At 71.7% G+C, this 13,573-nt stretch carries 15 protein-coding genes; 8 read left to right on the top strand and 7 right to left on the bottom strand.

The annotated features are described in order from the left end of the window. Position 1: 1 nt before the first annotated feature. Positions 2–601 (bottom strand): NAD(P)H-dependent oxidoreductase, encoded by a 600-nt coding sequence (locus tag BKD26_RS02445; RefSeq protein ID WP_084895164.1) that lies wholly within the window; start codon positions 599–601, stop codon positions 2–4. A gap of 146 nt (positions 602–747) precedes the next feature. Between BKD26_RS02445 and BKD26_RS02440 the strand changes: the two genes are divergently transcribed. The 3 genes from BKD26_RS02440 to BKD26_RS02430 all read left to right on the top strand — a co-directional run bounded on the left by BKD26_RS02440 (position 748) and on the right by BKD26_RS02430 (position 2,860). Then, positions 748–1,320 carry a Uma2 family endonuclease gene (locus BKD26_RS02440; protein ID WP_241518500.1) on the top strand — a complete coding sequence of 191 codons (573 nt, stop codon included), beginning with the start codon at positions 748–750 and terminating at the stop codon, positions 1,318–1,320. A 175-nt stretch (positions 1,321–1,495) separates the two neighbouring features. Further along, positions 1,496–2,104, top strand: a complete 609-nt coding sequence (locus BKD26_RS02435) for a hypothetical protein (RefSeq protein WP_084895160.1) — start codon at positions 1,496–1,498, stop codon at positions 2,102–2,104. A gap of 102 nt (positions 2,105–2,206) precedes the next feature. Further along, a complete protein-coding gene (locus BKD26_RS02430; protein ID WP_084895158.1) occupies positions 2,207–2,860 on the top strand; it encodes a class F sortase in 654 nt (217 codons plus the stop codon). A 7-nt stretch (positions 2,861–2,867) separates the two neighbouring features. Here BKD26_RS02430 and BKD26_RS02425 read toward each other — a convergent pair whose 3' ends face one another. The 4 genes from BKD26_RS02425 to BKD26_RS02410 all read right to left on the bottom strand — a co-directional run bounded on the left by BKD26_RS02425 (position 2,868) and on the right by BKD26_RS02410 (position 5,189). Then, a complete protein-coding gene (locus BKD26_RS02425) occupies positions 2,868–3,308 on the bottom strand; it encodes a DUF2752 domain-containing protein (RefSeq protein WP_179166375.1) in 441 nt (146 codons plus the stop codon). Beyond that, complete coding sequence (locus BKD26_RS02420; RefSeq protein WP_084895157.1) at positions 3,301–3,729, bottom strand: TM2 domain-containing protein; 429 nt, start codon at positions 3,727–3,729, stop codon at positions 3,301–3,303. Before BKD26_RS02420 ends, BKD26_RS02425 begins: the two co-directional genes overlap by 8 nt. A 160-nt stretch (positions 3,730–3,889) precedes the next feature. Beyond that, positions 3,890–4,666 carry a TSUP family transporter gene (locus BKD26_RS02415; RefSeq protein WP_084895351.1) on the bottom strand — a complete coding sequence of 259 codons (777 nt, stop codon included), beginning with the start codon at positions 4,664–4,666 and terminating at the stop codon, positions 3,890–3,892. Positions 4,667–4,757: 91 nt separating this feature from the next. After that, positions 4,758–5,189: a hypothetical protein gene (locus BKD26_RS02410; RefSeq protein ID WP_084895155.1), complete on the bottom strand. Its 432-nt coding sequence runs from the start codon at positions 5,187–5,189 to the stop codon at positions 4,758–4,760. A 233-nt stretch (positions 5,190–5,422) separates the two neighbouring features. On the opposite strand from BKD26_RS02410, the gene BKD26_RS02405 reads away from it, so the two are divergent. From BKD26_RS02405 to nirD, 3 genes are read left to right on the top strand one after another with little or no spacing between them, the layout of a single operon-like run. Continuing rightward, positions 5,423–6,664: an FAD-dependent oxidoreductase gene (locus BKD26_RS02405; protein ID WP_084895153.1), complete on the top strand. Its 1,242-nt coding sequence runs from the start codon at positions 5,423–5,425 to the stop codon at positions 6,662–6,664. Between the two features lies 1 nt (position 6,665). After that, positions 6,666–9,194 carry a nitrite reductase large subunit NirB gene (gene nirB, locus BKD26_RS02400; RefSeq protein ID WP_084895151.1) on the top strand — a complete coding sequence of 843 codons (2,529 nt, stop codon included), beginning with the start codon at positions 6,666–6,668 and terminating at the stop codon, positions 9,192–9,194. Further along, positions 9,191–9,544 (top strand): nitrite reductase small subunit NirD, encoded by a 354-nt coding sequence (gene nirD, locus BKD26_RS02395; protein ID WP_084895149.1) that lies wholly within the window; start codon positions 9,191–9,193, stop codon positions 9,542–9,544. Before nirB ends, nirD begins: the two co-directional genes overlap by 4 nt. 84 nt (positions 9,545–9,628) lie before the next feature. Here the strand turns inward: nirD and BKD26_RS02390 are convergent, their stop codons facing one another. Continuing rightward, on the bottom strand, positions 9,629–10,039 hold the full coding sequence (locus tag BKD26_RS02390; protein ID WP_084895147.1) for a VOC family protein: 411 nt from the start codon (positions 10,037–10,039) through the stop codon (positions 9,629–9,631). 178 nt (positions 10,040–10,217) lie between these two features. Between BKD26_RS02390 and BKD26_RS02385 the strand changes: the two genes are divergently transcribed. Both BKD26_RS02385 and BKD26_RS02380 read left to right on the top strand, forming a co-directional pair. Then, the gene (locus BKD26_RS02385; RefSeq protein ID WP_084895145.1) at positions 10,218–10,796 is read left to right on the top strand and encodes a hypothetical protein; all 579 of its coding nucleotides are present in this window, start codon (positions 10,218–10,220) and stop codon (positions 10,794–10,796) included. A 129-nt stretch (positions 10,797–10,925) separates the two neighbouring features. Beyond that, positions 10,926–12,086 (top strand): alkaline phosphatase PhoX, encoded by a 1,161-nt coding sequence (locus tag BKD26_RS02380; protein ID WP_084895143.1) that lies wholly within the window; start codon positions 10,926–10,928, stop codon positions 12,084–12,086. On the opposite strand, the gene BKD26_RS02375 is transcribed toward BKD26_RS02380, so the two are convergent. Further along, positions 12,056–13,105 carry a helix-turn-helix domain-containing protein gene (locus BKD26_RS02375; protein WP_179166374.1) on the bottom strand — a complete coding sequence of 350 codons (1,050 nt, stop codon included), beginning with the start codon at positions 13,103–13,105 and terminating at the stop codon, positions 12,056–12,058. The two genes, BKD26_RS02380 and BKD26_RS02375, sit on opposite strands and share 31 nt — an antisense overlap. Between the last annotated feature and the right edge of the window lie 468 nt (positions 13,106–13,573).

Here is a 13,573-nt window from a genome sequence, read left to right as displayed (position 1 = left end):
TTCAGCTGCCGTACGGACGGACGGACTTGGCGTCCCGCAGGGCGTGGCCCCACCAGGCGAGCTGGTCCAGCATCGTCTTGGCGGCGGCGTCGGGGACGGTGGGGTCCTTGTGGCGGCCGTCGTCGTCGAAGTGGCCGTGGGCGTTGTGGAAGGAGACGGTGTCGCGGACGGTCACGGCGTGCATCTCGGCGTAGACCTGGCGCAGTTGCTCGACGGCGCGCAGGCCGCCGGACATGCCGCCGTAGGAGACGAAGCCGACGGGCTTGGCCTGCCATTCGGTGAAGTGCCAGTCGATGAGGTTCTTGAGGGAGGCGGGGAAGGAGTGGTTGTACTCGGGGGTGAGGACGACGAAGGCGTCGGCGGCGGCGAGCCGGGGGCTGACCTTGGCGAGCCGGTCGCGGACGGCGGGGGCGGGGTTGTAGGACAGGGCGGTGGGCAGGTCGGTGCCGGGGTCGCCGAGGTCGATGACGTCGACGGTGAAGTCGGTGTGCCGGGTGGCGTGGGCGAGGAACCAGTCGGCGATGACGGGCCCGAAGCGGCCTTCGCGGTTGCTGGCGACGATGACGGCGAGGTTGAGCGGCGAGCTCTTGGTGATCTCCATGCCGAGCAGCCTCGTACCTCAACCAAACTTGAGGTCAAGCCCCTCTTTCCCGCTCGTACGGGGGAGGGCGCCCCGACGGCCGAGCCGGGCGGTGGGCACGGCGCTACCGTGGGCGGGGAATGCTCTGCAATCGACGGAGGACTACGGTGACGCTCGCGAGCGAGCCCGGAACGTTCGAGGAGATGCTCCAGGTCGCGGCAGAGCTGGACACACCTGACGGCTACAAGGCCGAGCTCATCCGGGGGAAGATCGTCGTGTCGCCGTGGCCGAGGGCTCGAGAACTGCTGTCCATGCGGTCCCTTCGCAGGCTGCTGGAACCTCACACGCCCGAGGGATACGCCACGGAGACCGCCCCCTTCCTGTTTCGGCTCACAGCGTCCGAACGGGCCTTCGGCCCCGAGCTGTTCGCGGCCGAAGAGACAGCGTTCGCCGGTCCCGGCAGGCACGCGGACGGTGAAGCCCTCGCGCTCGTCGCCGAGCCGGCCACCGCCTCCGAGCGAGACGTCGACTGGCGGGACAAGCTGGCCACGTACGGCCGCCAGGTGCCCGTATACCTGATCCTCGACATGCAGGGTCAGGAGATCACCGCGTTCTGGGACCCCTCTCCCCGCGGCTACCGCTCCCGCACGACCGTGCCGTTCGGCCACACCCTGCACGTGCCCGCGCCGTTCGATTTCGACCTCGACACGTCCGGTTTCCGCGTCCCGTCCGGTAAGTGAGTCACCCGTTCGGGGCGGGCCGGGCGCGGGCGGCTCCGAAGCGGCGCTGACCTGCGAGTACGCCGGGTCCCGGGCGCGGCGCACCGGTGAACTGATGGGGCATCAGCAGGCGGGTGCGCGTCTCGTGGCCTTACCCATGGGACAAGGACACCGCCCCTCGCGCCCGGAGGACCCCATGCGCACCACTGCCCGCCTGCTGACCGGTACCGCGCTGGCGGTCGTCTCGCTCGGCGCCCTCGCCTCGCCGGGCGCGTACGCCGCGTACGCCGGTGACTTCGGGAAGCTGGAGGTGTACCCGTCGACCGCCGGGCCGGGCGAGACCGTCACGGTCAACACCACCGCCTGCGGCAAGAAAGGCCATGGCATCGGTGACGCCGAGTCCCTCGGCGCGGGCGAGTTCGAACTGTCGCCGGGCACCCACAAGGAGGTCGTGGTCGGCCAGTTCCGGGTGCCCGCCCACACCAAGCCGGGCACCTATGCGATCAGTGTGGCCTGCGACAACGGCAAGACGGCCAGCGGTGACCTGGTCGTCAAGCATGGCGGCGGGCACAGCTCGGGCGGCACGGGCGGCCACGACTCGGGTGGGCACAGCTCCGGCGGTCACGACCAGGGTGGTCACGACCAGGGCGGCCATGTGCCCAGCGGCCATGTGAAGACCGGGGTGGGCGGCAGCGTCGGCCCCGACACCACCCAGATCGCGGCGGGAGTGGCAGTGCTGGCCGCCTCCGCCGTCGGCGGGGTCTGGCTCCTGCGCCGCCGGGCGAGCGGCGCGCAGGACAGCTGACGGGGTCCGTCCCCGTCCCCCCGCCCCGCTCCCCGCCCCCGCCGCGTGTGTCCCCGAGGCCGCGGCGCGGGCGGGGAGCCCCATACCCCCGCGAGGGCAGCCATGACCGACGACACCAGGAGCGAGACGGGAAACGGCACCGGGAGGAAGGGCAAGGGCTGGGGCATAGTCATCGCCGCGTGCGTCGGCCTCTGGCTCGTCCAGAACGGCTCCGCGGACCTGACCCCGCCCGTCCCGACCGCCGCCGAGGCCTTCGCCGCCGGGCCGCACCAGCACACCGACGCGGCCGCCGCCCCCCTGCCCGCCTCCGCCCCGGTCCGTATCCGGATCCCCGAGATCGGGGTCGACGCCCCCGTGATGCGCCTGGGCCTGGCTCCGGACGGCAGCCTGGAGGTCCCGCCCTCGGGCAATTCCAACATCGCCGGCTGGTACAAGTACGGCACCCCGCCCGGCGCCAAGGGCACCGCCATTGTCGCCGGCCATGTCGACAACGCCGAGGGCCCCGCCGTCTTCTACGCCCTCGGCGCTCTCAAGAAGGGCCACCGCATCGAGGTCACCCGCCGCGACGGCCGGACCGCCGTCTTCACCATCGACGCGATCGAGGTGTACGCGAACGAGGACTTCCCCGACCGGAAGGTCTACGGGCCCGCCGACCGCGCCGAGCTACGGGTGATCACCTGCGGCGGCGCGTTCGACAGGAAGACCGGCTACCAGGGCAACGTCGTCGCATACGCCCATCTGATCGGGGTCCGGTGAGGGACGGTCAGCCGGGGACGCCCTGGACGACGTTGCGGGCCACCGTCCATGCGACGGAGGCTCCCAGGATCGCTGCCTGCGCCGTGCGGCTGAGCCGGGGCCGCCAGGACCTCCCCCGCAGCCCCTCCCACATCCAGCGGCCCAGCAGCGCGAGGGCGAACGGTGAGGCGAGCAGGAGGGCCCTGTTGTCCAGCCAGGCCGCGGCGACATCCCCGTGCATCAGGTCGTACGCCATGCGCGTGCCGCCGCATGCCGGGCAGAGCAGGCCGGTGACCACACGGAACGGGCACCGGGGCAGGACATGCCCGGGCTGGTGCGGATCAGTGGCGTAGAGGTAGGCGGAACCGGCCACCCCCGCGGCGAGCACCGCGAGAGGAGCCGCCGCGGGATGCCGCAGCCGCCGGCGGCCGGCAGCGACGGGTACGGCCCGGTTCGCCGGGTCAGCCACGCAGGGCTCGCCCCTGATCGTCGGTGTGGTTGTTGCCGGTCAGCAGGACAATGCCGTCGATCAGGGCCCAGAAGCCGAGGCCGCCGCAGGTGAAGAGCTGCGCGAGGCCGATACCGACATCGCCCTTGTAGAACCGTCCGACACCGAACGTGCCGAGAGTGAGCTGGAGCACTCCCGCGACGATCTTCGACTTGTCCGAGTACGGGCGCCCGTAGGGGTCGTAGCCGTAGGGGGCGTTGGGGTCACCCATGTAGGTGCCCGGTGCGACGGGGGCGGGGTAGCCACCCTGCGGGTACCCCGGCTGCGGGTAGCCGTAGGGGCCGGCCTGACTGTCGGCGGGAGGCTGCGGATACCCGTACCCGGGCTGAGGCGACTGGGGCGGCTGCTGAGGCTGCTGAGGCTGCTGAGGCTGCTGGGACACGATGGGTTCTCCCCCGCGAGATGATCCGATGAGCGACTGGTGCGATGAGCGCAGATCATCTTGCCGGAACAAGCCGTTCACCGCGAAGCCGGGGCCTGAATCCGGGCCCCGATCCGGGCCGTCGTCCTTGCCCTGATGCGGGTTCGGACGCGGCCCACGCCTAGCTCCACTGGTCGAACGCCAGCTTCGCGACCAGCGAGAAGACCACCAACAGCAGCACGCCCCGCACGAACTCGGCGCCCTTGCGCAGCGCCATCCGCGCCCCGAACATCCCGCCCGCCAGGTTGAACACCGCCATCAGCGCCGCCAGTTGCCACAGCACCGTCCCCTGGTACGCGAACATCGCCAGCGCCCCCGCGTTGGTGCACACGTTCACGATCTTGGCCGTGGCAGAGGCGGTCACCAGGTCCAGGTGGAGCACGGCGGTCAGCGCCAGCACCAGGAACGTGCCGGTGCCGGGGCCGAAGAGACCGTCGTAGAAGCCGATCCCCCCGCCGACGAGGATGATCGCCGTGACGACCCGCGCCCGGGTCGCCGGCCCCTTGCCCTCCGCCGTACCGAAGGACGGCCGCAGCATCACGAAGGCCGCCACGCCCAGCAGCACCACCATGATCACCGGTCGCAGTACGTCACTGCTGATGCCGGCGGCGAAGAACGCGCCGCCCATGGACCCGGCCAGCGCCGCCAGCCCGATCCGTACCGCCGTCTTCACCTGGACCGGCGCTTTGCGTACGTAGGTGACGGCGGCGCCCGTCGTCCCCACGATGGCCACCGCCTTGTTGGTGCCGAGGATGTGGGCGGCCGGGACGTGCGGGAGGCCGAGCAGCAGGGCGGGCAGGAGCAGCAGCCCGCCACCGCCCACCACGGCGTCGATCCAGCCCGCCACGAGAGCGGCCGCACAGAGGAAGACCAGGGTGGTCAGCGATATGTCGGGCATGATCACGAGCCTAGGGACGGGATCGGTGTGCCGTCCACGGAACGGAGGAGCCTTGAGGTACCTCTGAGGTTGCGCAACGGACGCCCGACGGTCAGCGGCCCGTGAGCACCCGCACCGCCAGTCGCCCCTGGAGCACGGTGAGCCCGCGGCTTGCCCAGGGCATCAGCAGCAGGAACCCCACCCCGCCTATCAGCGCGTGGAACGCCCACGCCCCCGCGAACGTCGGCCCGCCCCACGCCTCCGCCGGGTCGCCCGCCCTCAGCGGCCAGCCCAGGTTCATCGGCACCAGCGACCAGCCGTAGACGGTCACGACCAGGGCGACCGCGTTGAGCGGCGTGGCGAGCAGCGCGTGGAGCACCAGCCGCCCCGCGGCCGGGCGGGCGATGTCCCGGTCGAGCAGCCGCCGGGCCAGGAGGTGCGGTATGCCGACCAGCCCCGCCGGGAGGGCGAGCAGCAGATAGGCGACCCGTTTCCAGGTGGCGGCGCGGAACGGTTCGGTGAGCAAGAGGCTGACGGCGTTCATGACTCAAGCCTCCCGAACCGCCACGCGGCAGGCCATGGTGCCTGCCCGGAGATCCAAGGTCGGGTTTCCCCCACCCCCCACCCCCCACCGACCACCGACCACCGACCACCGACCACCGACCACCGACCACGGCAGTCCCTCACCGGCGACGGGACTCCCCGCTGAGGTCAGCTTTCCGTGCGCGAAACAAACGGGATGCGGCCGGGTAACACCGCCGACGCACGCTGACGGGCATGAGTTCACGGATCGTGGTGGTCGGCGGAGGCACGGCGGGCGCTCGCCTCGCCGAGCGGCTGCCCGTCACCCTGCTCGGCGAGGAGCCGCACGCGCCCTACAACCGGGTGCTGCTCGCGGACGTCCTGGCCGGCCGGTACGGGCCCGAGGTCATCGCCCTGCCGTCCCCGCGCAACGACGGGGCGCGGCACGAGGTGCGGGTGACCGGTATCGACCGTTCCGCGCGGGTGGTGCACTGCGCGGGCGGCGAGGCGTTCGCATACGACCGGCTGGTTCTGGCCACCGGCTCGAACCCGGTGCTGCCGCCCCTGCGTGGCCTGGGCGGGCTCGGCGGCGGTGACCGGCTGCCGACCGGGGTGCACGCGTTCCGGACGCTCGACGACTGCCTGGCGCTGGACGCGCTGGTGGGCGCTGCCCGGCCGGTCAGCCCGGCGGGATCGGCCGGGCAGGGCCCGAGGCCCGGCACGCGGGCGGTGGTGATCGGCGGCGGCCTGCTGGGCGTGTCGGCGGCCCGCGCGCTGGCCGCCCGGGGCGCGGAGGTGGTGCTGGCCCAGCAGGGCGAGCACCTGATGGAGCGCCAGCTGGACGCCGAAGCCTCACGACTGCTCCGCCGCCACCTGGAGGCGGACCTGGGCGTGGAGGTCCACACCGAGTGCCGCGTCCGCGGCCTGCGCTGCGTGGACGACAAGGTCCAGGCGGTGGAGCTCGCCGACGGCTTCGTCCTCGACGCCGACGTCGTCGTCATCGCGTGCGGCGTACGGCCACGCGTCGGCCTCGCCCTGGAGGCCGGGCTCGACGTGCGGCGCGGCATCGTCGTCGACGACCAGTTGCGCACCTCCGACCCGTACATCCACGCCATCGGTGACTGCGCCGAGCACGACGGCCGCCTCTACGGGCTGGCCGGCGCCGCCCTGGAGCAGGCCGACGTCCTCACCGAGGTGCTGACCCATGGCACCGGCGCCTACCGGGGCACCCGCGCGCTGACCCGGCTCAGCATGGACGCCCTCGAACTGGCGGCGTTCGGCGAGGCGACGCCGCTGCCCGGTGACGACACCGTGCAGCTGGCCGACGCGACGAGCGGCGCGTACCGCAAGGTCGTCGTCCGCGGCGACCGTCTCGTCGGCGGCGTACTGCTCGGCGATCTCGGCGCGGTCGGGGCGCTCGCCCGGGCCTGGGAGGGCGACGAGGCCCTCCCGGAAGCGCCCCTGCTCCACTTGCTCACCCATGACGGAGGCTCCTGAAATGGCCCACGTGCCGAACACGCCCACCATCGTCCTCGTCGGCCACGGGATGGTCGGCCAGCGCTTCCTGGAGGCCCTCGCCGAGCGCGGTGTCACGGAGCGGGCGCGGATCGTCGTCCTGTGCGAGGAGCCCCGCCCCGCGTACGACCGCGTCCGGCTGACCTCGTACTTCGACGGCAGGACGCCCGACGACCTGTCCATGGTCGAGGACGGTTTCATGGCGCGGCACGGGATCGAGCTGCACCTGGACGACCCGGCCGAGACCATCGACCGCGAGGCGCGCACGGTCACCTCGCGGGCCGGCCGCGTGATCGCGTACGACGCCCTCGTCCTGGCGACCGGCTCGTACCCCTTCGTGCCGCCCGTGCCGGGCAAGGAGGCGACCGGCTGCTTCGTCTACCGGACGATCGAGGACCTCCTCGCCATCGAGGAGTACGCGAAGACGGCGAGGACGGGCGCGGTGGTCGGCGGCGGGCTGCTCGGCCTGGAGGCGGCGGGCGCGCTCAAGGGGCTCGGCCTGGACACGCACATCGTCGAGTTCGCGCCGCGCCTGATGCCGGTGCAGGTCGACGAGGGCGGCGGCGCGGCCCTGTTGCGCACCATCGAGAACATGGGCCTCATCGTCCACACCGGCACCGGTACGCAGGAGGTGCTCACCGAGGACGGCTCGGTGACGGGCATGGCGCTGTCGGACGGTACGACGGTCGCGACCGACATGGTGGTCTTCTCCGCCGGCGTACGCCCCCGGGACCAGCTGGCGCGCGACTGCGGCCTGACGGTGGGCGAGCGCGGCGGTATCGCGGTCGACGAGCAGTGCCGTACGTCCGACCCGGCGGTGTACGCGATCGGCGAGTGCGCCCTGGCGGCGGACGGCCGGGTGTACGGGCTGGTGGCGCCCGGGTACGAGATGGCGCTGACGGCGGCCGCGACCATCGCGGACGAGCAGGGCCAGGCGTTCACCGGCGCCGACATGTCCACCAAGCTGAAGCTGCTCGGCGTGGACGTGGCGTCCTTCGGCGACGCGCACGGCACCACCGAGAACTGCCTGGACGTCGTCTACTCCGACTCCCGCTCCGGCATCTACAAGAAGCTGGTCGTCGACCCCGACGGGGTCCTGCTGGGCGGCGTCCTGGTCGGCGACGCCGAGTCGTACGGCATGCTGCGGCCCATGACCGGCACCAAGCCGCCGGTGGCGCCCGAGCAGCTGGTGCTGCCGGCCGGTGCCGGGGCGCCGGTCACCCTCGGCCCCTCCGCCCTCCCCGACGACGCGATCATCTGCTCCTGCCACAACGTCACCAAGGGCGCCATCTGCGCCTGCTCGTCGCTGCCCGAGGTGAAGAAGTGCACCAAGGCCGGCACGGGCTGCGGCAGCTGCGTGAAGGTGATCCAGCAGCTGCTGCCGAAGCCCGCCGACAGCGGCATGTGCGGCTGCTTCACGTACACCCGCAGTGAGCTGTACGAGATCGTCCGCACGATGCGCTTCACCTCGTACGCGGAGCTGCTGGACTCGCACGGGCGTGAGGAGGCGCGCGGCGGTGAGGGCTGCGAGATCTGCAAGCCGGCCGTGGCGTCGATCCTGGCGAGCCTGACCAACGAGTACATCCTCGACGGCGAGCGGGCCGCGCTCCAGGACACCAACGACCACTTCCTGGCGAACATGCAGCGCAACGGCTCGTACTCGATCGTGCCGCGCATCCCCGGCGGCGAGATCACCCCGGAGAAGCTGATCGTGATCGGTGAGGTGGCCCGGGACTTCGGGCTCTACACCAAGATCACGGGCGGTCAGCGGATCGACCTCTTCGGCGCGCGGGTCGACCAGCTGCCGCAGATCTGGACGCGGCTGGTGGACGCGGGCTTCGAGTCGGGGCACGCGTACGGCAAGTCGCTGCGGACCGTGAAGTCGTGCGTGGGCCAGACCTGGTGCCGCTACGGCGTACAGGACTCGGTGAAGATGGCGATCGACCTGGAGCTGCGCTACCGGGGCCTGCGCGCCCCGCACAAGCTCAAGTCGGCCGTCTCGGGCTGCGCGCGCGAGTGCGCGGAGGCCCAGTCGAAGGACTTCGGCGTGATCGCCACGGCCAACGGCTGGAACCTGTACGTCGGCGGCAACGGCGGCGCCACGCCGCGCCACGCGGACCTGCTCGCCCAGGACCTGTCGGACGCGGAGCTGATCCGGCTGATCGACCGGTTCCTGATGTTCTACATCCGTACCGCCGACCGGCTGGAGCGCACCGCGACCTGGCTGGAGCGGCTGGAGGGCGGCCTGGACCACCTCCGCGATGTGATCGTGCACGACAAGCTCGGGCTGTGCGACGAGCTGGAGGCGCTGATGGCGGCGCATGTGGCGAGCTACCACGACGAGTGGGCCGAGACGCTGAACGACCCGGAGCGGCTGCGCCGGTTCGTCTCCTTCGTGAACGCGCCGGACGCGCCGGACCCGTCGGTGAAGTTCGTGCCGGAGCGCGGCCAGATCAAGCCGGACCTGACGATCCTGACGCTGGAACCCCTGGAAGGAGCTTCCGCCCGATGACGCTCGAACTTTCCCATGACGGTGAGTGGTTGCCGATCTGCGACGACTCGGTGCTGACGCCGGGGCGGGGCATGGCGGCGCTGCTGCCGGACGGGCGCCAGGTGGCGCTGTTCCGGAACCGGGCGGGGCGGCTGTACGCGATCGACAACCGGGATCCGTTCACCGGCGCCCAGGTGCTGTCGCGCGGCCTGATCGGGTCGGCGGGCGGGCGGCCGTTCGTGGCGTCGCCGCTGCTGAAGCAGCGCTTCGACCTGGAGACGGGGCGGTGCCTGGACGACGAGGAGGTGTCGGTGGCGGTCTTCCCGGTCCGCACCGCCGCCCTGGTCGCCGCGGGGGCGGTCCCGGCCTGATACGACGCCGGCGTCCACGACCGGACCACCCCGGGAGACCGGCTCCGGTCGTGGACGTCGGCGTCGCGGCCTGGTCGGGCCCGATCAGGCCTGCCCCTCCACCACCTTCGGGTCCATCCACATGACCTCCCACAGGTGGTGGTCCGGGTCTTGGAAGGAACGGCCGTACATCGTGCCGTAGTCCTGCGGGTCATTGGCGGCGGAGCCACCGGACGCCAGCGCGGCGTCGCACAGCTGGTCGACCCGCTCCCGGCTTTCGGCGCTCAGCGCGAAGATCGCCTCGGTGGTACGGGACGCGTCCGCGATGTCCTTCTTGGTGAAGTCCTTGAAGCGCGGCTCGGTGAGCAGCATTACGAAGATGGTGTCGCTGATGACCAGGCAGGCGGTCTTGTCGTCGCTGAACTGCTCGTTGAAGGAGTAGCCCAGCTTGCTCCAGAAGGTCTTCGACGTCTGGAGGTCCTTCACCGGCAGGTTCACGAAGATCATCTGGGGCATGTCGTCATCTCTTCTCTCATCGGTGTGTCGCTTTCGAGGGGGTAGACCGGGGGGTACGGCAGAACTCATCGCTCCCTCGAAAAAAATTTCGCCCGACTTCGCCCCGCCCGCCACCGCACCCGGCCACCCCCGGCACGCCGCGTTGCGGGGCGCCCGGCGCCGACCTAGCCTCGGCGCCATGAGCCCCCCAGGCCGGAGGATCACCGAGAAACTGTCGGGTGACGCCCTGTCCGCCGCCACCGGCAAGGACTGGGCGGCCTGGTTCGCCCTGCTCGACACGTGGGGCGCCACCACCCGCACCCACACCGAGATCGCCCGCCACCTCGTCGAGGCGCACGGCGTGCCCGGCTGGCACGCCCAGTCGATCACGGTCGGGTACGAGCAGGAGCGCGGCCTGCGCGAGGTGGGCCAGTCGAGCGGCGGCGACTGGCAGGCCTCCGCGAGCAGGACGGTGAACGCCCCGCCGGAGCAGGTCACCGAGGCGTTCACCGACCCGGACGTACGCCGCCGGTGGCTGGATGAGGGCGAGTTCACCGTCCGTACGCACCGGCCGGGCAGGTCGGTCACGGCGGACTGGGACGGGGGCGCGAGCCGGATCTCCGTCCACCTGACGCCCAAGGACAACGGCAGGACCCAGGTGGGGCTGGGCCACACCAGGCTCCCGGACGCGGACGCGGTGGCGGCGTACAAGGAGTTCTGGAAGGAACGGCTGGCGGCGCTGAAGACACTCCTGGAGGGCGGGGCGCCGCCCAAGTAGCGGGGCGTCGCCGCTTCCCCTTCACCGGTTGTTGATGCACCGTCAATGGGGGACTCCTAGGTTCCGGAAGCGCGCGACCCCGTCGCCCGACCGGTGCGGCGGGAGGGTCACACACCCCTGGAGTGACAAGTGGAACGTCGCAGTTTCCTGCGTGGAGCGGTCATGGGCGGCACCGTGGCGGCCTTCGGCGGCACCCTGATGCAGGGCGCGGCCTACGCGGCCCCGGCGCAGCCCGGCGTGGGCCCGTACGGTGCTCTCGGCGCGGCGGACGCCAACGGCATCCAGTTGCCCAGCGGCTTCACCAGCCGGGTGATCGCCCGGTCCGGTCAGCGGGTCGGCTCGACCTCGTACACCTGGCACAACGCCCCCGACGGCGGCGCCTGCTTCACCGACGGCACCGGCTGGATCTACGTCTCGAACTCGGAGATCAACCCGGGCGGCGGCGCGAGCGCCGTGAAGTTCTCCTCGACGGGCGCGATCACCGGCGCGTACCGGATCCTGTCCAACACCCGCACCAACTGCGCGGGTGGCAAGACCCCGTGGAACACCTGGCTGTCGTGCGAGGAGGTCAGCCTCGGGTACGTGTACGAGACCGACCCGTACGGTGTGAACGCCGCCGTGCGCCGGGACGCGATGGGCCGCTTCAAGCACGAGGCGGCCGCCGCCGACCCCGTACGCAAGGTGATCTACCTGACCGAGGACGAGTCCAACGGCTGCCTGTACCGCTTCATCCCCGCCACCTGGGGCAACCTGTCCTCCGGCACCCTCCAGGTACTGAAGGCCGGCACCGCCACCTCCGGCTCCTTCACCTGGGCCAATGTCCCCGACCCGGACGGCTCCCCCACCGTCACCCGTGACCAGGTCTCGGGCGCCAAGCGGTTCAACGGCGGCGAGGGCTGCCACTACGCCAACGACACCGTCTGGTTCACCACCAAGGGCGACAACCGCCTGTGGCAGCTGAACCTCGCGAACAACACCTACGAGCTCGCCTACGACGACTCCCTGGTCACCAGCGGCACCGCCCCGCTGACCGGTGTGGACAACGTCACCGGCTCGTCCTCCGGCGACCTGTTCGTCGCGGAGGACGGCGGCAACATGGAGATCTGCGTGATCACGCCGGACGACGTGGTGGCGCCCTTCCTGCGGATCACCGGCCAGTCCGGATCCGAGATCTGCGGCCCGGCCTTCTCGCCGGACGGGAAGCGGCTGTACTTCTCCAGCCAGCGCGGTACGACGGGCAGCTCGTCGGGCGGCATCACCTACGAGGTGACGGGGCCGTTCCGCGCGTAACTCCGTCGCTGCTGTTGCCGCTGTTGCTGCCTGGGCTGTGCGCCGCCACCGTGGAGGAGGGCGGCGCCCAGTGGCGTCAGCGTGTGCAGGACGGAGCTGCCCTGGCGGAGGGTGACCACGAGGCCCGCGTCCCGCAGCACGCCCGCGTGCTGGCTGGCGGAGGCGAGGGAGACGCCCGCGCGGCGGGCCAGCTCGCTGGTCGTACCGCCCTGCCCTATGGCCCTGAGCACCGCGCACCGGGTGTGCCCGACCAGCCGGCCGAGCGGGGACGCCCCGGGTTCGCAGGGGCCCGACACGGGCGCGTCGGTGTGCGTGACGGGGTAGACGAGGACGGGCGGCAGGTCGGGGTCGCGGAGGACGACCGGGGTGCCCCGGCAGAAGTACGAGGGCTGGAGCAGCAGGCCCCGCCCGTCCAGGTGCACTTCGCGGTCGACGGGATAGTCGGCCTCCAGCACGGGCGCCCGCCAGCGCAGCACCGGCGGCAGGCTGGCGAGCAGCTCGTCGGCCCCGCCGTCGAGGAGCGCGCGGCCGCGTACGGCACGGTCGGCCTCCACGCGGGCCTCGATGTGCGACCAGTACGGCTCGACGGCGGCCCGGTGGTAGCCCCGCAGCGCCCCGATGAGCCGCCCGAACGGCTCCTGACGGCCCTCGGCGAGGTCCCGCGCCCATCCGGGCAGCGGACCCCCGCCGGGCCGGGAGGAGGCCAGCAGGGCCAGCTCGGTGTGGATCCGGGCGGGCGGTGTGGCCCGGAGGGCCTGGAGCCCGGGGTCGAGGCCGTCAATGCCCTGGGGCGGGGTCAGGAAATCCGGGAAATAGCCGCGCGTGGGGACCAGGGCGCCGAGCAGACGCGTTTCGCCGTTCAGCCGTGTCCGGGATTCCGAACGCCATGCACCGTAGACCAGCGCTCCGCGCCGGTCCCGCAACCGGTGAAAGCTGAGAATCGTTTCCCACAACGCATCCGGCCGGGCAGCCATCCGGACCCCGGCGAGGTCGTCCCCGGTGAAATGAATACGTAGCACTGAACCCACCCCTGTTGCATCCGCAATCACCCCCCGCCAATGAGTATGCATGCCATCACAGGCCGTCACCACGGCATTTCAGCCACACTTGAAACGCATCGCGGAGACCGGGGGTGAACCGAAAAGCTGTACGCCGTCGGGCAGGAAACCTTCAGGACCGAGGTGACGTGGTGAAGACCGTGGGGGGCTTCGCACGTCCGGCGGCGGACCTGAAAGGTTGCGGCTCTCCCGCCCGGCAGGGGTAATGGGGCGCGGTCGGCGGGTGGGGATCCGGTGGCCGCGCTCCGCCCGTTCTTTGCGGCATGAATCGACGCGCTTTGGCCGGACGTATACGGAAGATAAAGGTCCGGGGTTCAACAGCCAAGAATTCAACCGGCCGCAAGGCAACAGGAACCTACATTTCTCCCCGCGGCGGCCCGCTGACGCACGGAGCCATGACGCACGGAGACCTGACGCACGGAAGCATGA

The sequence above is a fragment of the Streptomyces sp. CB03238 genome, from assembly GCF_002099185.1.
Lineage (GTDB): Bacteria > Actinomycetota > Actinomycetes > Streptomycetales > Streptomycetaceae > Streptomyces.
The sequence above is the reverse complement of the archived record's forward strand: the minus strand, read 5'-3'. Positions and strand labels throughout refer to the sequence as shown.